15 protein-coding genes are annotated in these 21,456 nt (G+C 64.1%); 12 read left to right on the top strand and 3 right to left on the bottom strand.

From position 1 onward, the window contains the following. The first annotated feature begins 293 nt into the window (after positions 1-293). From chvI to trxA, 12 genes are all read left to right on the top strand, one after another. On the top strand, positions 294-1,019 hold the full coding sequence (gene chvI, locus ASD01_RS18270; protein WP_034801691.1) for a two-component system response regulator ChvI: 726 nt from the start codon (positions 294-296) through the stop codon (positions 1,017-1,019). 239 nt (positions 1,020-1,258) lie between these two features. Beyond that, positions 1,259-2,992 carry a sensor histidine kinase gene (locus tag ASD01_RS18265; protein WP_218685636.1) on the top strand — a complete coding sequence of 578 codons (1,734 nt, stop codon included), beginning with the start codon at positions 1,259-1,261 and terminating at the stop codon, positions 2,990-2,992. Further along, positions 2,989-3,447: an HPr kinase/phosphorylase gene (locus ASD01_RS18260; RefSeq protein WP_034801686.1), complete on the top strand. Its 459-nt coding sequence runs from the start codon at positions 2,989-2,991 to the stop codon at positions 3,445-3,447. Before ASD01_RS18265 ends, ASD01_RS18260 begins: the two co-directional genes overlap by 4 nt. A 156-nt stretch (positions 3,448-3,603) precedes the next feature. After that, on the top strand, positions 3,604-4,005 hold the full coding sequence (locus ASD01_RS18255; protein WP_034801684.1) for a PTS sugar transporter subunit IIA: 402 nt from the start codon (positions 3,604-3,606) through the stop codon (positions 4,003-4,005). Beyond that, on the top strand, positions 4,005-4,295 hold the full coding sequence (locus ASD01_RS18250; RefSeq protein ID WP_034801682.1) for an HPr family phosphocarrier protein: 291 nt from the start codon (positions 4,005-4,007) through the stop codon (positions 4,293-4,295). Before ASD01_RS18255 ends, ASD01_RS18250 begins: the two co-directional genes overlap by 1 nt. 166 nt (positions 4,296-4,461) lie before the next feature. Further along, positions 4,462-5,862, top strand: a complete 1,401-nt coding sequence (gene ahcY / locus ASD01_RS18245) for an adenosylhomocysteinase (protein ID WP_034801698.1) — start codon at positions 4,462-4,464, stop codon at positions 5,860-5,862. A gap of 306 nt (positions 5,863-6,168) precedes the next feature. Next, positions 6,169-8,649, top strand: coding sequence for a sensor histidine kinase (locus ASD01_RS18240; RefSeq protein WP_051659589.1), 2,481 nt, complete (start codon positions 6,169-6,171; stop codon positions 8,647-8,649). Next, positions 8,649-10,160, top strand: a complete 1,512-nt coding sequence (gene tsaE / locus ASD01_RS18235) for a tRNA (adenosine(37)-N6)-threonylcarbamoyltransferase complex ATPase subunit type 1 TsaE (protein ID WP_082572943.1) — start codon at positions 8,649-8,651, stop codon at positions 10,158-10,160. The genes ASD01_RS18240 and tsaE overlap by 1 nt, the downstream gene beginning before the upstream one ends. A 10-nt stretch (positions 10,161-10,170) precedes the next feature. Beyond that, on the top strand, positions 10,171-10,902 hold the full coding sequence (locus ASD01_RS18230; RefSeq protein ID WP_034801678.1) for a nucleotidyltransferase family protein: 732 nt from the start codon (positions 10,171-10,173) through the stop codon (positions 10,900-10,902). 2 nt (positions 10,903-10,904) lie between these two features. Beyond that, complete coding sequence (addB, locus tag ASD01_RS18225) at positions 10,905-14,087, top strand: double-strand break repair protein AddB (RefSeq protein ID WP_234798716.1); 3,183 nt, start codon at positions 10,905-10,907, stop codon at positions 14,085-14,087. Beyond that, positions 14,077-17,643 (top strand): double-strand break repair helicase AddA, encoded by a 3,567-nt coding sequence (addA, locus tag ASD01_RS18220; RefSeq protein ID WP_034801695.1) that lies wholly within the window; start codon positions 14,077-14,079, stop codon positions 17,641-17,643. The genes addB and addA overlap by 11 nt, the downstream gene beginning before the upstream one ends. 86 nt (positions 17,644-17,729) lie before the next feature. Then, positions 17,730-18,053 (top strand): thioredoxin, encoded by a 324-nt coding sequence (gene trxA / locus ASD01_RS18215; RefSeq protein WP_034801674.1) that lies wholly within the window; start codon positions 17,730-17,732, stop codon positions 18,051-18,053. Positions 18,054-18,146: 93 nt separating this feature from the next. Here trxA and ASD01_RS18210 read toward each other — a convergent pair whose 3' ends face one another. The 3 genes from ASD01_RS18210 to trpA all read right to left on the bottom strand — a co-directional run bounded on the left by ASD01_RS18210 (position 18,147) and on the right by trpA (position 21,452). Continuing rightward, complete coding sequence (locus ASD01_RS18210; protein ID WP_034801672.1) at positions 18,147-19,490, bottom strand: bifunctional folylpolyglutamate synthase/dihydrofolate synthase; 1,344 nt, start codon at positions 19,488-19,490, stop codon at positions 18,147-18,149. Between the two features lie 157 nt (positions 19,491-19,647). Continuing rightward, positions 19,648-20,562, bottom strand: a complete 915-nt coding sequence (gene accD / locus ASD01_RS18205) for an acetyl-CoA carboxylase, carboxyltransferase subunit beta (protein ID WP_034801670.1) — start codon at positions 20,560-20,562, stop codon at positions 19,648-19,650. Positions 20,563-20,612: 50 nt separating this feature from the next. Next, positions 20,613-21,452, bottom strand: coding sequence for a tryptophan synthase subunit alpha (gene trpA / locus ASD01_RS18200; RefSeq protein WP_034801668.1), 840 nt, complete (start codon positions 21,450-21,452; stop codon positions 20,613-20,615). Positions 21,453-21,456: the final 4 nt, after the last annotated feature.

The following is a 21,456-nucleotide window of genomic DNA, read 5'->3' as shown; positions in this document are numbered from 1 at the left end:
GTTGAATTTCGCCGGACCTTACTTGCATGCTCGCTCAAAAACAAGGCGACGTCAAAAAAAGAATAATGATTTCAGTATATTAATCGATTTAAAGAAAATTATCGTTTTTTTAATCGGTTGAAATCGACCTCCCGAACACCGATCTGACAGGACCTATCCTATCGTCACGACAGGTGCTTTTTGGGCTTCGCCACAATTTGTTCCACCTTTATACTCACTAACGCACCCGTGACTCGCGAATGCCGGAGTTTTCGGGGACGGGACCGGCGCCTCAAAAGACGGAGTTGAACACGATGCAGACCATCGCGCTTGTCGATGATGACCGGAATATTCTGACGTCCGTATCCATCGCCCTGGAGGCAGAAGGCTACAAAGTCGAGACCTATACCGACGGCGCTTCCGCGCTCGAAGGCTTGCTCGCCCGGCCGCCGCAGCTTGCGATCTTCGACATCAAGATGCCGCGTATGGACGGCATGGAACTGCTGCGCCGCCTGAGGCAGAAGTCGGACCTGCCAGTGATCTTCCTCACCTCCAAGGATGAAGAGATCGACGAACTCTTCGGCCTGAAGATGGGCGCCGACGACTTCATCACCAAGCCGTTTTCGCAACGCCTTCTGGTCGAACGCGTCAAGGCGATCCTGCGCCGCGCCGCCAACCGCGAAGCCGCGGCCGCCAATCCGAACAATACCGTCAAGGCAACCGACGCGCCGTCGCGCTCGCTCGAGCGTGGGCAGTTGGTGATGGATCAGGAGCGCCACACCTGTACCTGGAAGAGTGAGCCGGTGACCCTGACGGTGACGGAATTCCTCATTCTCCATTCGCTGGCGCAGCGCCCGGGCGTGGTGAAGAGCCGCGACGCACTGATGGACGCTGCCTATGACGAACAGGTCTATGTCGACGACCGCACCATCGACAGCCACATCAAGCGGCTGCGCAAGAAGTTCAAGATGGTCGACAACGACTTCGACATGATCGAGACGCTTTACGGTGTCGGCTATCGTTTCCGGGAGAGTGCCTGAGCCTCGGGGCTTGCCATCGAGCCCAGAGTGGCGCATTTGAAGCGGCGCGATGGTGATGGCCTCATCTGAGGCTCGACACGATCTCCGCCGTCTTCGGATCAAAACCATGGAAGGCGGCGCAACCGGCCGGCAGCGCCGCCGCTATCGAACGATTATGAAGGACAGTCCGCGCGGGAGCGGGACATTTGGTAGAAGTCTTGCACGGCGACATTGAAGACACTGACGGGCGTGCCCAGGCACTGAAGGGCCAGCGCCGCTGGGCGCATCCCTTCACGCTCATTCGTCGTCTCTTCGGCAATGCCGTCTTCTCGAGCCTCACCCGCCGTATCGTCTTCTTCAACCTGGTGGCGCTCGTCGTTCTGGTCGGCGGCATCATGTACCTCAACCAGTTCCGCGAGGGGCTGATCGACGCGCGCGTCGAAAGCCTTTTGACCCAGGGCGAAATCATCGCCGGCGCGATCTCCGCTTCCGCCTCGGTCGATACCAATTCGATCACCATCGATCCCGAAAAGCTGCTGGAACTGCAGGCCGGCCAGAGCATCACGCCGCTGCCGAGCGACGAGGATCTCGACTTCCCGATCATCCAGGAGCGTGTCGCGCCGGTTCTGCGCCGGCTGATCTCGCCGACGCGCACCCGCGCCCGCCTGTTCGACGCGGACGCCGACCTGCTGCTCGATTCGCGCCATCTCTATAGCGGCGGCCAGGTGCTGCGCTTCGACCTGCCGCCGATCGAGCCGGAGGCGACGGGCATCGGCGAAAAGCTCAACAGCTGGCTGAACAAGCTTTTGCAGCCGGGCAACCTGCCGCTCTATAAAGAACCGCCGGGTGGCAACGGCTCGATCTACCCTGAGGTGACCAATGCGCTGACGGGCGTGCGCGGCTATGTCGAGCGCGTTACCGAGAAGGGCGAGCTCATCGTTTCCGTGGCGGTGCCCGTCCAGCGCTTCCGCGCCGTTCTCGGCGTGCTCCTGCTTTCGACCCAGGCCGGCGACATCGACAAGATCGTCCAGGCCGAGCGCCTCGCCATCATCCGCGTCTTCGGCGTCGCGGCGCTCGTCAACATCATCCTGTCGCTGCTTCTGTCGTCGACGATCGCCAATCCGCTGCGCAGGCTTGCGGCAGCAGCGGTGCGCGTGCGCCGCGGCGGCGCCAAGGAGCGCGAGGAAATTCCCGACTTCTCCTCGCGCCAGGACGAGATCGGCAACCTCTCGGTCGCGCTGCGTGAGATGACGACCGCGCTCTATGACCGGATCGCCGCGATCGAAAACTTTGCCGCCGACGTCAGCCACGAGCTGAAAAACCCCCTCACCTCACTGCGTAGCGCCGTCGAGACGCTGCCTTTGGCGCGGACCGACGAATCGAAGAAGCGGCTGATGGACGTCATCCAGCATGACGTCCGCCGTCTCGACCGCCTGATCAGCGATATCTCGGACGCCTCGCGTCTCGACGCGGAACTTGCCCGCAGCGACGCCAAGACGATCGATCTCGAAAAACTCCTCGGCGACCTCGTCGATATCTCGCGACAGGTCCGCAGCAAGAAGAAGGCGGTGCTGCTCGATTTCGTCATCGACCGCAAGGACAGCCCCAAGGCGCGCTTTGCCGTCAGCGGCTACGACCTGCGCATCGGCCAGATCATTACCAACCTGATCGAAAACGCCCGTTCCTTCGTTCCCGAGGACGGCGGGCGGATCGTCGTGCGCCTCACCCGCTCGCGCTCGCGCTGCCTCGTCTATGTCGAGGACAACGGCCCGGGCATCCAGGCCGAAGACATCGACCGCATTTTCGAGCGCTTCTATACCGACCGGCCGGAAGGCGAGGATTTTGGACAGAACTCCGGCCTCGGGCTGTCGATCTCCAGGCAGATCGCCGAAGCCCATGGCGGCACGCTCAAGGCCGAGAACATCGCCGGACCGGATGGCCATATCACCGGCGCGCGCTTCGTCCTGTCCCTGCCCGCCGAGCCGCACGCGTGACAACGGCCCGCGCCAATGTCCACGGCACCGCAATCGTGCTCGGGACACGCGGCTTCCTGCTTACCGGCCCGTCCGGCAGCGGCAAATCCAGACTGGCGCTCGCCTGCATCACGGCCGCCCGGCAGGCCGGACATTTCGCGGCGCTCGTCGCCGACGACCGCGTGGATCTTGCGCTCGAACACGGCCGGATCGTGGCGCGCTGCCCGCCCTCCATTCACGGCCTCATCGAAATCCGCGGCGCCGGCATCGGCACGATCGAAACCGTGCCTGCCGCCGTCATGGACTGGGCCATTCTGCCCGTCGCCGCCCCATTCGACCCGCGGCTACCGCCCGAAGACGAGACATTCCCCCTGCCACTCGGGCGCGTATTGCCGATTGTTCGCGTTCCCGTTGAAGAAGGCGCCCAGGTTCTCAATATTTTGCAGGCGCTCATCGCTGAAAAAATAGGTTTCTAGCCCGATTTACCGTCAGCGCGACCGGAATTTCGGCATTTTTGGCTTGCACTTCCCCTTTTCCTTGCCAAGATGCCCTCCCCAACAGGTGGACGAAATTGCTGCATTGCGATATCTGGCCATCAGTGAATTGCGTGTGCAGTTGGAGCGAAGATACCCATGATCGGACTTGTGCTTGTCACCCATGGCAAGCTGGCTGAGGAATTTCGACATGCGCTTGAGCATGTTGTCGGTCCGCAAAAAGCTATAGAGACCGTCTGCATCGGCCCCGAGGACGACATGGACCAGCGTCGGCAGGATATCCTCGACGCGGTCACCAATGTCGACGAAGGCAACGGCGTCATCATTCTCACCGACATGTTCGGCGGGACCCCCTCCAACCTCGCCATCTCGGTGATGCGCAGCGGCACCGTCGAAGTGATCGCCGGCGTCAACCTGCCGATGCTGATCAAGCTTGCCGGCGTGCGCGGCGAGAGCGACATGGACAAGGCACTTGTCGAGGCCTCCGAGGCCGGGCGGAAATACATCAACGTCGCCAGCCGCGTCCTGAGTGGAAAGTAATGGATCACCGCCCCGACATGTCGCTGACGCGCGAACTGCTGATCATCAACAAGCGGGGCCTGCATGCGCGGGCGTCAGCAAAGTTCGTGCAGACGGTCGAGGCCTATGACGCCGAGATCACCGTTTCGAAGGACGGCATGACCGTTGGCGGAACCTCGATCATGGGGCTGATGATGCTGGCCGCCAGCACCGGCTGCAGCGTTTGCGTGACCGCCAGCGGCGCGCAGGCCGAACAAGCCCTGAACGCGCTCGACGCTCTGGTCGCCGACAAGTTCGGCGAAGAAATCTGACGGCAATATAAAGATATAAAGACTTCTTTATATCGAGGTTGCTCTCCACCCTGAATCCTGATAGATCGGTCGCACTCTCACCGCGTCGTATAGGCGTGGGAGGCATAATCGCGCCGCGGAGATGGCCAAGGCCGCGCGGCTTGAAGAGATCAGCCCGGAGAACTCCATGACCACCACTCAGGACTACATCGTCGCCGACATCGGACTTGCCGATTTCGGGCGCAAGGAAATTGCGATCGCCGAAACGGAAATGCCGGGCCTGATGGCCTGCCGCGAAGAGTTCGGCGCTTCGAAGCCGCTGAAGGGCGCGCGCATCACCGGCTCGCTGCACATGACCATCCAGACCGCCGTCCTCATCGAGACGCTGGTCGCGCTCGGCGCCGACGTACGCTGGGCTTCGTGCAACATCTTCTCGACCCAGGACCACGCCGCAGCCGCGATCGCCGCCAGCGGCGTTCCGGTCTTCGCCGTCAAGGGTGAGACGCTCGAAGAATACTGGACCTACACGGACAAGATCTTCCAGTGGGCCGACGGTGGCGTCTCGAACATGATCCTCGACGATGGTGGCGACGCCACCATGTACATCCTGCTCGGCGCCCGCGCCGAAGCCGGCGAGGACGTGCTCTCCAACCCGGGCTCCGAGGAAGAAGAAATCCTCGTCGCGCAGATCAAGAAGCGGCTTGCCGCTTCGCCGGGCTGGTTCACCAAGCAGCGCGACGCCATCAAGGGCGTGACCGAGGAAACCACCACCGGCGTCAACCGCCTCTACCAGCTCCAGGCCAAGGGCCTGCTGCCCTTCCCGGCGATCAACGTCAACGACAGCGTCACCAAGTCGAAGTTCGACAACAAGTACGGCTGCAAGGAATCGCTGGTCGACGGCATCCGCCGCGGCACCGACGTGATGATGGCCGGCAAGGTCGCCGTCGTCTGCGGTTACGGCGACGTCGGCAAGGGTTCGGCCGCCTCGCTTTCCGGCGCCGGCGCCCGCGTCAAGGTCACTGAAATCGACCCGATCTGCGCGCTCCAGGCCGCCATGGACGGCTTCGAAGTCGTCCAGCTCGAAGACGTCGTCTCCTCGGCCGACATCTTCATCACGACGACCGGCAACAAGGACGTCATCCGCATGGACCACATGCGCGAGATGAAGGACATGGCGATCGTCGGCAACATCGGCCACTTCGACAACGAGATCCAGGTCTCGGCTCTGCGTAACCTGAAGTGGACGAACATCAAGCCGCAGGTCGACATGATCGAGTTCCCGAAGGGCAATCGCATGATCCTGCTTTCGGAAGGTCGCCTGCTCAACCTCGGCAACGCCACCGGTCACCCGTCCTTCGTGATGTCGGCCTCGTTCTCCAACCAGGTCCTGGCCCAGATCGAGCTCTTCACCAAGGGTGAGAAGTACAAGAACGAAGTCTACGTCCTGCCCAAGGCGCTCGACGAGAAGGTCGCTCGGCTGCACCTCAAGAAGCTCGGCGCCAAGCTTTCGGAACTTTCCGAAGAGCAGGCCGACTACATCGGCGTGAAGACGCAGGGTCCGTTCAAGGCTGAGCACTACCGGTACTAATCCTTACCCGGGCAATCCACAACATCTTGTGGCCGCGTTCTTGACAAGAGAGCGCGGCCGCTTTTTTGGGCCTCTCCCTTCCCGACGATTCGACTAGGAAGTATGCTCTAACCCATTGATTCGTGATGCCGGTGCGGACCTTGGGCATCGCGGATGGGATGTCTTGTCGAATTAGCGGCAAACAGACGGAGACAGACCGGGGATGCAATCGGAACTGACGCGGACCCTTGAACAGGGCCCCGGTGGAACTGTGCAAGGCGCAGCAAGGCCGGCAGCACCCTTCGGACAGACGGGGATGGCAGCGCCATGAACAAAGACCACACAGATTTTCCGGCCATCCGCCGCAAGGGTCCGAAATTCCTGCGCCGCCTTTTGGCCGGCACCGCCCTTTTCACCGCCACGGATGCTCTCGCCCAGGTTGTCCCGCAAAAGGCCGGCATCTTCGGCTCGTCGGAGGTCGTCACCTTTTCCGTGCTGATCGGCGTCATTTCCGCTGCGATGATCTCGGCGATCTGGCTGATCCGCCAGCGCGGCAACATCGAGGCGGAAAACCGCGAGCTTAGGTCCGACCTTTCCGACGCCAACCAGCGCCTCTCGCGCTACCAAGCGCTGGTCGCCGACAAGAACCGCCGGATCGTCATCTGGGACGGGCTTCTCGAACGCGCCGAACTGCTCGGCCAGCTGCCGGCGGAAACCGGCGCGCCTTCCGACGACCGCGACTTCCTGGCCTTCGGCCGCTGGGTCAAGGCGCAGTCTGCAGGCGAGCTCGAAAAATCGATCGAGGCGCTTCGCACCCAGGCGCGCAGCTTCGATCTCGTCATCGAAACGCAGCGCAATGAAGTGCTGGAAGCCCAGGGACGCGTTTCCGGCGGCCGCGCCTTTGTGCGCTTCATCGCGCTCAACAACATGCGGGCGGAGCTCGCCGAACTGAAGCTCGAACACGACCGGCTCAATATCGCTCTTCGCTCCTTCCATACACTCCTCGACGCAATCGACCTGCCCGTCTGGCAGCGCGGCACCGACGGCGCGCTCGTCTGGGTCAACGAAGCCTATGCCGACGCCGTCGAGGCACCCGATGTCGCCACCGCCGTCGCGGAAAAGCGCGAGTTGCTTGCGACCGTTGCGCGTGAAAAGATCCGGTCGGTCTCGACGTTCGATACGCCTTTCCACGACAAGGTCTCGACCGTCGTGCGCGGCAACCGCACCTTCTTCGACGTCGTCGACGCCCGCAGCGCCGCCGGTTCGGCCGGTATCGCAGTCGATATTTCGGGGATCGAGGCCGTGCGCGAAGAGCTCAACCGCACGCTCAAGAGCCATGCGGAAACGCTCGACCATCTGGCGACGCCCGTCGCGATCTTCGACGGCAACCAGCGTCTGCAGTTCTACAACCAGGCCTTCCAGCGCCTGTGGAACCTCGATATCGGCTTCCTGGAGCGCAAGCCGGACAATGGCGAAGTGCTCGATCGGCTGCGCGCCGGCGGCCAGCTGCCGGAACAGCTCAACTGGAAACAGTGGAAGGCGAACGCACTATCGGTCTACCAGGCGCTCGATACACAGAGCGACCTTTGGCACCTGCCGAACGGACAGACATTGCGCGTCTTTGCCACCGCCCGCCCGCAGGGCGGCGTTACCTGGGTGTTCGAGAACCTGACCGAGAAGGTCGACCTCGAAACGCGCTACAACACCCTCGTCCAGGTCCAGGGCGAAACCATCGATCACCTGGCCGAAGGCGTAGCGGTGTTCGGCCCGGACGGCCGCATCCGCCTGTCGAACCCGGCGTTTCGCGCGATCTGGGGCATCAGCGAGGCTGAAGCCAAACCCGGTACGCATATCAAGGCGATCGAGCAGGCCTGCCTGATCTCCTACGACCAGCCCGACGGCTGGAAGCGTTTCACCCACATCATCACCAGCTTCGACGACGAGCGGCCCTCCAGCCGCGGCATTCTCGAACTCAGGACCGGGCTGATTCTCGACTACGCGGTCATCCCGCTGCCGAACGCCCAGACGATGCTGACCTTCGTCAACATTACCGACAGCGTCCGGGTCGAGCGCGCGCTCACCGAAAAGAATGAGGCGCTGCGCAAGGCCGATGCGTTGAAGAACGACTTCGTCCACCACGTCTCCTACGAGCTGCGCTCGCCGCTCACCAACATCATCGGTTTCGCCGATCTCTTGAAGACGCCTGCGTTCGGCGACCTCAACGAGCGCCAGGCAGAGTATGTCGACCATATCGCCACGTCGTCGTCGCTGCTTCTGACGATCGTCAACGACATCCTCGATCTTGCGACCGTCGACGCCGGCATCGTCCAGCTCGACCTTGCCGACATCAGCCTCACCGATTTCCTCGACGACATCGCGTATCAGATGGCCGACCGTCTGACCGAAAGCGGAGTGACGCTCCGGATCGCCGCACCTGATAATCTCGGCCGGATGGTCGCCGATCAGCAGCGCCTGAAGCAGATCTTCGTCAAGCTGCTCACCAATGCCGCGAACTTCGCCCCCGATGGCAGCGTCATCGAACTGGCGTGCCGCCGCGAGGGCAGCGACTTCATCTTCTCGGTCTCCGACAGCGGCCCCGGCATTCCGCAGGACGTGCTCGACACGGTCTTCAACCGCTTTGAAAGCCACGGTCAGCGCGGCGGCGCCGGCCTCGGGCTTTCGATCGTCGAGAGCTTCGTCAGCCTGCATCACGGCACGGTCTCGATCCGCAGCAAGGAAGGCGAAGGCACGGAAGTGACCTGCCGCATCCCTTCGGCCGACGTGCCGTCCACCGTCGCGGCCGAATGATGCCGGCGATCGAGCGCCATCTTGCAAACGAGGCGGCAACGATCGAGCTTGGTGAGGACCTGGCGCTCGCCCTGAAGCCTGGCGACTGCGTCGCTCTTTCGGGCGATCTCGGCGCCGGCAAATCCACACTGGCGCGCGCCTTTCTGAGAGCCGTCGCCGATGACGACGGCCTGGAAGTGCCGAGCCCGACCTTCACGCTGGTCCAGAGCTACGACTTGCGCATACCCGTCGCGCATTTCGACCTTTACCGGCTGGCCGATTCCAGCGAGCTCGACGAACTGGGCTTCGATGAAGCCCTGTCGCAGGGCATCTGCCTGGTCGAATGGCCGGAACGGGCGGACGACGCCCTCCCCTCACGTCGCATCACGCTTGCGATCACCCACGAGAAGGACGGGCGACGCGTCGGGATTTCGGCGCCTGATGACACGCTGCAGCGCATCGCCCGAACGCTTTCGATCCGCGAGTTTCTCGATACGAACGGACATTCCAAGGCGCGGCGGCGGCACCTGAGCGGCGACGCCTCGATCCGGGCCTATGAGCGCATTTACCCGGCGGACGGCTCCGTTAGCCGGATTCTGATGGATTCGCCGCGGCACAAGCCGGGCCCGATCCTTCAGGACGGAAAGTACTATCAGCAGCTGGCGCATATCGCCGAAGATGTCGTTCCCTTCGTCGCCGTCGACCAGATGCTCATTGCCCGCGGCTTCGCGGCACCTGAAATCTACGCCCGCGACATCGACCAGGGCGTCCTCTTGATCGAAGATCTGGGCTCGGACGGCGTTCTCGATGCGGACGGAGAGCCGATCGACGAACGCTACATCGAGAGCGCGCGGCTGCTTGCTCGCCTGCACGCGGAACCGGCCGAGGCCGAGATCAAGGTCGAGCCGACTGTGATCCACCGCATTCCGGATTTCGACCGGACGGCGATGAAGATCGAGACGCGGCTTTTGACCGACTGGTATCTGCCCTGGAAACGCGGCGCGCCGGCAAGCGACGACGAGAAGCGCGAATATGGAGAGATCTGGGACGGCCTGATCGACCTCCTGCAGACATCCGAAACGAACCTGCTGCTGCGCGATTTTCACTCGCCGAACATCATCTGGCGCGGGGAACGCGAAGGTCTGAACCGGATCGGCCTCATCGATTTCCAGGACGCAATGATCGGTCCGACTGCCTATGACGTCGCGTCCTTGGTTCAAGATGCCCGCGTCACCATCCCGCCTTCGCTCGCAAGCCGGATGATGGACGCCTATCTCGCCGAACGGCGCGCGGGTGGTAGCTTCGACGAGGCTATGTTCCTTCGCGACTGGCACCTGATGTCGGCGCAGCGCAACTGCAAGCTCGTCGGCATCTGGGTGCGGCTGATGCAGCGCGACGGCAAGTCCGGCTACATGAAGCACATGCCGCGCACTTTCGCCTATCTTCAGGCGGCGCTTTCACATGAATCGCTGAAACCCTTGCACGACTGGTGTATGAAGACCGGAATCCTCGTTTCCGAATCAGCGAACTGACAGAGAATCAATGTCGATCAGCAATGCGATGGTGCTCGCCGCGGGCCTCGGCACCCGTCTTCGTCCGATCACCAACACCATGCCAAAGCCGCTCGTCGAGATCGCCGGCAAGCCGATGATCGACTACGTGCTGGACCTCCTGGTGGAGGCCGGCGTCAGCACGGCCGCGGTCAACGTGCATCATTTCGCCGACCTGATGGAAGGCCATCTCAGCCAACGCAGCGCCCCGGAGATCGTGATTTCGGACGAGCGCGAGGCGCTGATGAATTCCGGCGGCGGTCTCGCCAAGGGGCTGAAACTGCTGCCGGAGGGGCCGGTTCTGGTGATGAATGCCGATCTCTTCTGGGTCGGCGAGCCCAAGGGCAAGCCCAGCAACCTGACGCGCCTGGCCGCCGCCTTCGACGCGGAGCGCATGGACATGCTGCTCCTTTGCGTGCGCGACGAGGATACGACCGGCCACAACGGCAAGCGGGATTTCTCGCTGGGTGACGACGGCAAGCTCACGCGCTACGCCGAAGGCCTGCCGAACCCGGTGGTCTATGCCGGCGCGATCGCGCTTCACTCCCGGCTTTTTGCCGACGCGCCCGACGACGCCTTCAATCTCAACATCTACTTCGATCGCGCCGCCGAAGAAGGCCGTCTTTACGGCCTGCTGCTCGACGGTCACTGGATGACGGTCGGAACGCCCGAGGCGATCGGCGAAGCGGAGGCGGCGATCCGCCGCCTCCAGCCGGAGGGATGAGCGTGCGTGGCCGCCGGTCCAACGTCTTCACGATCCCGCCCGGCCTCCCCTTCCTGAAGACGCTCGCCGAAAAGCTTTGCGACGGTAGCCTGACGCCGGACTTCCGCTACGACCCGGCCGATCCCCTGCCGCTTGCCGGCGTGACGATCTTCGTGCCAACGCGGCGCTCGGCCCGTGTGCTCCGGTCCGAGTTCGTCGACCTGCTCGGCGGCCGCTCCACCATCCTGCCCACGATCAAGGCGCTCGGCGAGACCGATGACGACAGCGGCTTCTTCGATGCCGAGGTGCCGGCGATCCTCGATCTCGCCCCGCCCCTGCCCGGGACCGCACGCCTGATCGAGCTTGGCCGGCTTATCCTCGCCTGGCGCAACCGGCTGCCGAAGGTGGTGCTCGACATCCATGCGGAGAGCCCGCTGATTGCGCCGGCAAGCCCTGCCGATGCGATCTGGCTCGCGCGCAATCTTGCCGACCTCATCGACGCGATGGAGACGGAAGAGCTCGACTGGGACAAGCTCGACAAGCTCGATGCCGGCGAGCACGCCCTCTGGTGGCAGCTGACGCTCGAATTCCTGAAGATTGCCCGCAGCTACTGGCCGGAACGGCTGGAGGAACTGAAACAATCCTCGCCCGCGCGCCACCGCAACGCCATCCTGCAGGCCGAGACGCAGCGCATCGCCGCCGGCAAGATCGAGGGCCCGATCATCATTGCCGGTTCGACCGGCTCCATTCCCGCAACGGCCACGCTGATTGCCGCCGTGCAGAAGCTGCCCAACGGTACGATCGTGCTGCCTGGCCTCGACCAGACGATGAGCGAGGCCGAATGGCACATGATCGTCGCCGACGCCGCCCTTGACGGCAGGCCGGACCCGGCAAGCCGCAGCCACCCGCAATACGGCTTTTACAGGCTGCTGAAACGCATGGGCGTACTGCGGCCCGACGTGACCGCCCTGGCTGTCGCCGAGGTCGACCTCGACGTCCGTGCCGAGATCCTGTCGCACGCTCTTCTGCCGGCCAAGGCGACCAATGCATGGACCGCGATGCGCAGCGAGCTGGATCCGGCGTTGCTGCAGCAAGCCTTCCAGGATGCAGCCCTCATCGAAACCGCCAACGAACGCGAGGAAGCGGCCGCGATCGCGGTCGCCTTGCGGCTCGCGCTCGAAGGCAGCGACGAGAGCCAGGCAGCGCTGATCACGCCGGACCGCAATCTCGCACGGCGGGTCGGCGCCGAGCTTGCCCGCTTCGGCATCGAGGCCGACGATTCCGCCGGTACGCCTCTCATCGCGACGCCGCAGGGCAGCCTGCTGCGGCTGCTGCTAGAAGCATGCCTGCGCCCCGGCGATCCCGTGCCGTTCGTCGCGCTGCTCAAGCATCCGCTGGCGCGCTTCGGGCTTTCCCGCGACAGGATGCGCGAAGGGGCCGACGCGCTGGAACGCATGGCACTGCGTGGCAGCACCGCGACGGTCGATCTGCTGGTCCTCGGATCCGTGCTCGACGCGGCGATCGTCCGGCACAAGACCGATCGCCATCCACCGGAATGGCGCATCGGCATCGGGGATGACGCGCTTGAGGCGGCCCGCGACGTGGCGGCGAAGATCGGTCTCGCGGTGGCACCGCTCGCCTCAGCGCTGACGCGAAGCCGGGACGGAAGCCGCGTGTTCTCGGACGAATTTACCTTTGCCGACTGGGCGATGCGCACCGGCGAGGCCCTGGAAGCGGCCTCAGCCGACGAGCGTGGCGACCTCGGTGGGCTTTGGTCCGGAGAGGCCGCCGATACGCTCGCAACTCTCCTTCGCGGCATCATCGAAACCGACGGCCAGATGACCGCGGACGGGCCGCAATGGTGCGATGTCGTCGAAGCCCTATCGGCCAGCGCCGCGGTCAAGCCTCGCTCCATGCGCCATCCGCGGGTGTTCATCTTCGGCGCGCTGGAATCGCGCCTGCAGAGCATGGACCTGGTGGTTCTCGGCGGCCTGAACGAAGGCAATTGGCCGGGCCAGACGGCCAACGATCCGTTCCTGTCGCGCACCATGAAGACGGGGATCGGTCTTGAGCCGCCTGAACGACGCATCGGCCAGCTTGCGCACGACTTCCAGATGGCCTGCGGCACAAGGCGGCTGATCTTCACCCGCTCGATGCGCCAGGGCGCAGCACCCACCGTCGCCTCGCGCTGGCTGCAGCGGCTGCTGGCGCTCGGCGGCGAACGGCTGACGCGAGCGCTGCACGCCAATGGCGCCGACTATCTCGCCTGGGCCCGCATGCTCGACGACGGCGGCCGCCAGCCGCTGGCCGAGCGTCCCGCCCCCAAGCCGCCGGCGGACCTACAGCCGCGCAAGTACTCTTTCAGCGAAGTGTCGCGGCTACGGCGCGACCCCTACGCGATCTATGCGCGACGCATCCTTCGGCTGGATCCGCTGCTGCCGTTCAACAGTGACCCCGGCCCGGCCGAGCGCGGCACGCTTTACCACCAGATCGTCGAGCGTTTCGTACGCGCCGGCGTCGATCTGATGTTGCCGGCGGCGGAAGAGGTCATGCACCGGCTGCTGAACGAGGCTTTCGACGAGGCGCGACTGCCCACCCATATCGACACGATCTGGCGGCCGCGCTTTGCCGCCGTCGGCTTGGCCTTCATCAAATGGGAACGGGACCGCGCCCGCTTCATCCGCCGGTCGCGCACCGAAGTGGCGGCATCGATGGAGCTCGGCGTCGCCGACATGCGGCTGACCGGCATTGCCGACCGGCTCGATACGCTGACCGACGGCAGCGTCGAGATCGTCGACTACAAGACCGGCTCCAGCCCATCGACCAAGGAAGCGCGCGTCCTGCTCGACCCGCAGCTCGCGCTGGAAGCCGCGGCCCTCAAGGCCGGCGCCTTTAAGGACATGCCGCCCAGCCACCCACAGTCGCTGCTCTATGTCCGGCTCAAACCGGGCGCGCGCTTCAAACCGGAAGCGGTCAACAACGAAGGCAGCAAGTCGAAGGAGACGAAGTCGGCCGATCAGCTTGCGGACGAGTCGCTTGCCGAACTCAGGAAGCTGCTAAGCGCGCTGCTTTCGGGCAAGCATGGCTTTGCCTCGCGCGTGATTGTTCAGAAAGAGCGCGATTATGGCGGCGAATACGACCATCTGGCACGCGTAGCCGAATGGTCGACGGCCGACAGCGAAGAGGAGGATGGCGATGAGGGATGACGACCTCGGCCCCGAACAGGCGACGCCTCAAAGCTGGCTCGACTGGACCTCGCGCCGGCAGTCGCTGGCTTCGGACCCGGACCGCTCCGCCTGGGTGTCGGCCAATGCCGGCTCCGGCAAGACCCACGTGCTGACCCAGCGGGTGATACGGCTGCTGCTTGCCGGCTGCCGCCCCTCGGCGATCCTCTGCCTCACCTATACCAAGGCGGCGGCCTCCGAAATGTCGAATCGCGTGTTCGAACGGCTGGCCGAATGGGTAACGCTCGACGACGCGACGCTCGAAAAGCGGATCGAGGCGATTGAGGGCGAGCGGCCCGGGCGCTTGAAGCTGCAGGAGGCGCGGCGCCTGTTCGCCCGCGCGCTGGAGACCCCGGGCGGCCTGAAGATCCAGACGATCCATGCCTTTTGCGAGGCGCTGCTGCACCAGTTTCCGCTGGAGGCCAATGTCGCCGGCCATTTCTCGGTTCTCGACGATCGCGCGGCTGCGGTTCTGCTTGCCGATGCGCGCCGGCTGCTGCTGACCGCGACCGCGGCCAAGGACGATCCGGCTCTTGCCCACGCCTTTGCCACCGTGCTCGACATCGCCGACGATACCGGCCTGGAAAAGCTGCTGGCCGCAATCGTCGAAAACCGAACCGCGATCCAGGTCTTCCTCGAACATGCCGACGGGCTCGGCGGCACCGAGGCCGAGCTGCGCCGGGCGCTGAAGCTTTCGCCGGGGGAAAGCGTCGATGGCGCCATGGCGACGATCTGGCCCTTGGCGGGCTTGAACGGCGCGGCGCTCGAAAGGTACTTCTCGCTCGCCACCAGCGTCGGCGGCACGAAGGTGCTCGACTTTGCGGAGGGGCTGAGGACCGTTTCGAAGATGACGGATCTCAGCGCGCGCTATGACGGGCTCAGGCATCTGTTCTTCACCGGCACGGGCAAGCCGCGGGCGCAATCCGCCTTCCTCAACAAGGCGATGCAGCAGGCTGCCCCCGATCTCATTGACCTCGTGGACGAGGCCTATCGCCATGTCGTCGCCTGCATCGATCACATCAGCATCCTCAGGATGTTCGAGGCGACGCTGGCGGCGCTGACGCTCGCCGAGCGGCTGAATGCCGACTACGAGGAACTGAAGCGACGCCGCAGCCAGCTCGATTTCGAGGACCTGATCAACCGCACGGCGGCGCTCTTTGCCCGCGGCGACGTCAGCGCCTGGGTACACTACAAGCTCGACCAGGGCATCGACCATATCCTCGTCGACGAGGCGCAGGACACCAGCCCGGCGCAGTGGACGATCATCCAGGCGCTGGCTTCCGACTTTTTCTCGGGCGAGAGCGCACGCGGTACTGCCCGCACGATGTTTGCTGTCGGTGACGAGAAACAGTCGATCTACTCCTTCCAGGGCGCCCGTCCGGAGCGGTTTTCGCGCGAGAGCCAGGAGACCGAACGGCGGGTGCGCGACGGCGGCAAGGCTTTCGAGCCCATCCGCCTGCAGCTCTCCTTCCGCTCGACCGTCGACGTGCTTTCGGCCGTTGACGCCGTCTTTGCCAATCCGGCGCATGCGCGAGGCCTCAGCGCCCGCAACGAGCCCGTGGTGCATGCTTCGAACCGCATCGGCCATCCCGGCGCCGTCGACATCTGGGACGTGATTGCCGCCGAACCGGTGGATACAGACGAGGAATGGACCGCCGCCTTCGACGCAACGCCGGAGAGTGCGCCGGTCAACATCCTCGCCCGCCGGATCGCAGCCACGCTGGAAAGCTGGATCGGCAAGGAGACGATCGTCGAGAAGGGCGTTCGCCGGCCGATGCGCCCGGGCGACGTGATCGTACTGGTCCGCAAGCGCGACGCCTTCGTCAATGCTCTGACGAGAGCACTCAAGCGCCGCAACAACATTCCGGTCGCCGGCGCCGACCGGTTGGTGCTCACCAAGCATATTGCCGTCCAGGACCTGCTCGCCCTCGGGCGGTTCGTGCTGTTGCCGCAGGACGACCTGTCGCTGGCCGCGCTGATGAAAAGCCCGCTGTTCAACCTCGGCGAAGACGCGCTGTTCGAACTCGCGGCGCGGCGCGGCGAAGGCGAAAGCCTCTGGGAGAGGCTGCAGCATGAAGCCGATGACGGTATCCTGTTTCACCAGACGGCGCGAACGCTGAAATCCTACATGGCGCTCGCAAGCCAGCTGGCGCCGCATGACTTCTATGCCCGCGTCCTCGGCGTGCATGGCGGCCGCGCCGCCTTTCTCGCGCGCCTCGGCACCGAGGTCAGCGACATTCTCGACGAGTTCCTGACCTTCGCGCTCGACCAGGAAAGAAGCGGCCTGCCCGGCCTGCAGGCCTTCGTCTCGACGCTGGAAATGGAAGCGCCGACGGTCAAGCGCGAGCAGGACAAGGAACGCGACGAAGTCCGGATCATGACCGTGCACGCGGCCAAGGGCCTGGAAGCGCCAGTCGTCTTCCTCGCCGATGGCGGCGGGGCGGCGTTCAGCAACCAGCATGTGCCCTCTCTTCGCTTCCTGGAGCTTGCCCAGAGAGACGGCACCGTCCTGCCGCTTCCGGTGTGGCGCGCGCCGGGCGCGGAATCGAACTCGCTCATCACCGCCGACGGCGAGCGGCTGAAGACGCTGGCTGAGGAAGAATATCGTCGCCTGCTCTATGTCGGCATGACCCGCGCCGCCGACCGCCTGATCGTCTGCGGTTATCGCGGCCAGCGGGCCGTTACCGATACATGGCACGCTATGGTTCAGGCGAGCCTTGCCGGAGACGAGAGCGGCCGCGGCCACCCGACCAGTTTTCACGCCGGCGGCGAGGAATGGTCCGGCCATGCCTGGCGCGAGAAGCAGCTCGAACGCGATCTGCCCTCCGGCGATGCGCGCTCGGCCGATTCGGGCCGTCCCGCCACCGCCCTGCCAAAGGCGCTTTCGACGCCACTGCCGCCGCAAAAACGGCTGCCGCGGCCGCTCAGTCCTTCCGGCGTCGGCATCGCGGTTGACGAGGACGATGGCGATGCGCTCGTCGGCTCGGCTCTTTTCTCAGAAAAGGCCCCGGCAAACCTCTCGATGCTGCGCGGCGCCATCCTGCACCGCCTGCTGCAGGTTCTGCCCTCGATGGCGGGAGACGATCGCCGGGCCGCGGCCGAACGCTATCTCGAGCGATCCGTGCCCAGTTGGCCTTCAGAACAACGCGCCGCACTGATCGCCAGCATCGAAACCGTGCTCGACCATCCGGACCTCGGCGCAGTTTTCTCGGTGAGCAGCCGGGCCGAGGTTTCGGTCATGGGTACGCTGACGCTCGGCAAGCGTGAGCACGCGGTTTCAGGCCGGATCGACCGGCTGGCCGTCCGCGATGGCGTCGTGACGATTGCGGACTTCAAGACCAACAGGCAGGTGCCGGCATCGCCTAACGACATTCCCTTCGCCTACACGGCGCAGCTTGCCATCTACCGCGCGCTCCTGCAGCCGCTTTATCCGGCGCATGCGTTTCGGTGTGTGCTGATCTTCACCGAGGGGCCGGCAATCCACGTCGTTCCCGACCAGGCACTCGACAGGAGCCTTGAAGACCTCGCAACAAAGTGAGATACCCGATATTGAAAATCCAGCGGTGCCTTCTCACATGAGACACAACATCTGGATACTGCCATTCCGAACGCAAGGAGCAGCCTATGGCTACTGTAAAGGTCGATACGTCCAATTTTCAGCAGGAAGTGCTGAACTCCGCCGAGCCGGTGGTTGTCGATTTCTGGGCTGAATGGTGCGGCCCGTGCAAGATGATCGCCCCGAGCCTCGAGGAAATCTCGAACGAACTCGCCGGCAAGGTCAAGGTTGCCAAGCTCAACATCGACGAAAACCCGGAACTGGCCGCCCAGTACGGCGTTCGCTCGATCCCGACGCTCGCCATGTTCAAGGCCGGCGAAGTGGCTGACATCAAGGTTGGCGCCGCCCCGAAGACGGCCCTGTCCTCGTGGATCTCCACGGCGGTCGCTTAAAGCGAGTTCACTGCTGAAAACGTTGAAAGCCCGGCATGCCGGGCTTTTTTCTTGTCTTAAATCTGGAAGCGGGATGGCGGTCCCAGCTGCCGATCACTTCGGCGGCGTGCCGTTGTCGGCAAGCACATCGCCCACCAGATAGAGCGAGCCACCGATCAGGATGCGCGGCGGCGCCGGATCTTCGTCGACCAGATTGGCGATGACCGTCAGCGCCTCGGCAACGGACGAGACCGCCGAAGCCTCGAAGCCGACCGATGCGGCATCACTGGCCAGCGCCACAGGATCAAGCCCAGCATCGGAACCGCGGATCGGAACGGTGAAGACCTGCTCGGCGAGATCGAGGAAGGCGCGGAAGTAGCCGATCGGCTCCTTGGTGTTGATCATGCCGATGATCAGGAACAGGGGGCGCGATTCGCGCTCCTCGAAGGTCGCCATTGCCTCGGCGATCACCTGACCGGCGCCGGGATTGTGGCCGCCGTCGACCCAGATCTCCGCGCCATTGGGCCCGTAATGCGTGAGCTTACCGCTGGTCAGGCGCTGCAGGCGTCCGGGCCATTCGACGCCCGCGAGGCCCCTCTCGATCGCCGCTTCGGAAACATCGAAACCGGCGGCCCGCACCGCGCGGATGGCGGCTGCGGCATTGGCATACTGGTGGCGCCCCGGCAGCTTCGGCAGCGGCAGATCGGCGAGCCCGCCTTCGTCCTGATAGACGAGGCGACCGAACTCCTCATGCGCCATGAAATCCTGGCCATAGACAAACATCGGGCAACCGAGGCGTTCCGCCGTCGAGACGAGCACGTCACGGGCGGCCTCTTCCTCCTGCTGGCCGATTACCACGGGGCAGCCACGCTTCATGATGCCGGCCTTTTCGGCGGCTATCAGCTCCACCCGATCACCGAGATAGGCCTGATGGTCGAGCGAGATCGGCATGACGACCGAGACGGCCGGCCGGGCAATAACGTTGGTCGCGTCGAAGCGGCCGCCGAGACCAACCTCGATGATCGCCACGTCGGCCGGGTGCTCGGCAAAGAGCAGGAAGGTGACGGCGGTCAGGATCTCGAAGACGGTGATCTTCTCGCCGCCATTGGCTTCGGCGACGCGACGCACGGCATCGGCGAGAACGGGATCGCTGACGAGCCTGCCCTTGCCACCCTTGACGCCCAGGCGATAGCGCTCGTGCCAGTTGACGAGATGCGGCGACGTGTGGACGTGAACGCTGAGGCCGGCTGCTTCGAGGATCGCCCGCGAAAACGCGGTCGCCGAGCCCTTGCCGTTGGTACCGGCGACATGGATCACCGGCGGAAGACGATCCTGGGGATTGCCGAGGGCGGCGAGAAGCCGGGTGATCCTGTCCAGCGACAGGTCGAAGCCCTTGGGGTGAAGGGCGAGAAGTTTTTCGATCTCGTAGCCCGCTTCGCTGGCTTCCACCGCTGCCATCTCTTAACCCCGCCCCGACACGCTCGGCTGCTACAGCGCGCGCCTTATAGGCCGTCTACCGATCGCTGTAACGCCTTGAGTTGCAGCATCCCCACACACAAGAAATCGCGGAGATGCATTATTTTGTTCTACGCAGTTCGACCAGCCCAGCGCTTATTCAAGCGCTGGCAGCGACCGGCAAGGCGGCCGGCTGCGTGCCGCCGTTGAGCTTCGAGGCTTCCGCCGGCTTCTTCATCAGGATTTTCAGGACCCGGGCGAGCGTCGACGGCAGATCATGGCGCTTGACGACCATGTCGACCATGCCGTGCTCCAGCAGGTATTCCGACGTCTGGAAACCTTCCGGCAGTTTCTCGCGCAGCGTCTGCTCGATCACGCGCTTCCCGGCAAAGCCGATTTCCGCGCCGGGCTCGGCCATGTGAATGTCGCCGAGCATCGCGTAGGATGCGGTGACGCCACCGGTGGTCGGGTTGGTGAGTACGACGATATAGGGGAGGCCGGCTTCCTTCAGCATGTTGACGGCAACCGTGGTGCGCGGCAGCTGCATCAGCGACAGGATGCCTTCCTGCATGCGGGCGCCGCCCGAAGCCGGGAAGATGACCAGCGGGCACTTCTCGGCGATCGCCCGTTCGAAGGCCTTGATGATCGCCTCGCCGGCAGCCATGCCGAGCGAGCCGCCAATGAAGTTGAACTCGTGCACGACGGCGACGAGTTTGACGCCCTGGACGCGGCCGAGACCGGCGACGATCGTGTCTTCGAGTTCAGTCTTGGCGCGGCTGTCGCGCAGACGATCGACGTATTTCTTGGAATCGCGGAACTTCAGCGGGTCCTGAGCAACCTTCGGCTGCGGAAACGCTTCAAAGATGCCGCCGTCGAACAGGTCCTTCAACCGCGCCTTGGCCGGCATCTTCATGTGGAAGCCGGACTGCGGGATGACCCACTTGTTTTCCTCGAGATCGCGATGGAACACCATCTCGCCGGTTTCCGGGCACTTGATCCAGAGATTTTCCGGAACTTCCCGGCGGCCCAGCATCGAGTTGATCTTCGGCCGAACGTAGTTTGTGATCCAGTTCACTTAGTAACTCCTGAAGATTTCCTTCGGGTTGTGCGCGCTAATATAGGCAATTATTCGGCTGCTGCGAGACGTGCGGACCGCACGCCTGCCGAGAGCCCTCTCACCAGCGCTTCGACACCCGGAACCGTCGCATCGGTCGCCTTGCCCTCTTCGGTCAGGCTCGACGCGATCTGGTTGACGATCGCCGTACCGACGACCACGCCATCGGCAGATGCTCCGATGGCCCTTGCATGTTCCGCCGTCTTGACGCCGAAACCGACGCAAACGGGCAGATTGGTGTGTGCCTTGATACGCCCGACGGCGCCGGCGATCAACGACGGATCGGGCAGAGCCGAACCGGTGATGCCGTTCATCGACACGTAATAGACGAAACCGGAGGTGTTTTCGAGGACCTTCGGCAGGCGACGGTCGTCCGTGGTCGGCGTCGCCAGGCGAATGAAGTTGATGCCCTTCTCCAGCGCCGGGATGCAGAGTTCGTCGTCCATCTCCGGCGGCAGGTCGACGACGATCAGGCCGTCAATGCCGGCGGCCAGCGCATCCGTCAGGAAGCGGTCGACGCCGTAGATATAGATCGGGTTGTAATAGCCCATCAGCACGATCGGCGTGCGCTGGTCGTCCTCACGGAAACGGCGGGCGATCTCAAGCGTCTTTGCGAGCGTCTGTCCGCTTTTCAGCGAGCGTTGACCGGCCAGCTGGATCGCCGGGCCGTCGGCCATCGGGTCTGAGAAAGGCATGCCGAGTTCGATGACGTCGGCGCCGGCCTTCGGCAGCGCCTTCATGATTGAGACCGACGTCTCGAAATCCGGATCGCCGCCCATGAAATAGGTGACGAGGACCGGACGTCCTTCGGCCGCAACATCGGCAAATCGCTTGTCCATGCGTGCGGTCATGATC

This window comes from Ensifer sp. Root423, assembly GCF_001426275.1.
In the GTDB taxonomy this organism is placed as follows: Bacteria; Pseudomonadota; Alphaproteobacteria; order Rhizobiales; family Rhizobiaceae; genus Ensifer; species Ensifer adhaerens.
The sequence above is the reverse complement of the archived record's forward strand: the minus strand, read 5'-3'. Positions and strand labels throughout refer to the sequence as shown.

Excerpts from the sequence above, each read along its gene's own strand:
- chvI (WP_034801691.1), top strand. The coding sequence starts at position 294 with ATGCAGACCATCGCGCTTGTCGATGATGACCGGAATATTCTGACGTCC.
- ASD01_RS18255 (WP_034801684.1), top strand. The coding sequence starts at position 3,604 with ATGATCGGACTTGTGCTTGTCACCCATGGCAAGCTGGCTGAGGAATTT.
- ASD01_RS18250 (WP_034801682.1), top strand. The coding sequence starts at position 4,005 with ATGGATCACCGCCCCGACATGTCGCTGACGCGCGAACTGCTGATCATC.
- ahcY (WP_034801698.1), top strand. The coding sequence starts at position 4,462 with ATGACCACCACTCAGGACTACATCGTCGCCGACATCGGACTTGCCGAT.
- ASD01_RS18240 (WP_051659589.1), top strand. The coding sequence starts at position 6,169 with ATGAACAAAGACCACACAGATTTTCCGGCCATCCGCCGCAAGGGTCCG.
- tsaE (WP_082572943.1), top strand. The coding sequence starts at position 8,649 with ATGCCGGCGATCGAGCGCCATCTTGCAAACGAGGCGGCAACGATCGAG.
- ASD01_RS18230 (WP_034801678.1), top strand. The coding sequence starts at position 10,171 with ATGTCGATCAGCAATGCGATGGTGCTCGCCGCGGGCCTCGGCACCCGT.
- addA (WP_034801695.1), top strand. The coding sequence starts at position 14,077 with ATGAGGGATGACGACCTCGGCCCCGAACAGGCGACGCCTCAAAGCTGG.
- trxA (WP_034801674.1), top strand. The coding sequence starts at position 17,730 with ATGGCTACTGTAAAGGTCGATACGTCCAATTTTCAGCAGGAAGTGCTG.
- ASD01_RS18210 (WP_034801672.1), bottom strand. The coding sequence starts at position 19,490 with ATGGCAGCGGTGGAAGCCAGCGAAGCGGGCTACGAGATCGAAAAACTT.
- trpA (WP_034801668.1), bottom strand. The coding sequence starts at position 21,452 with ATGACCGCACGCATGGACAAGCGATTTGCCGATGTTGCGGCCGAAGGA.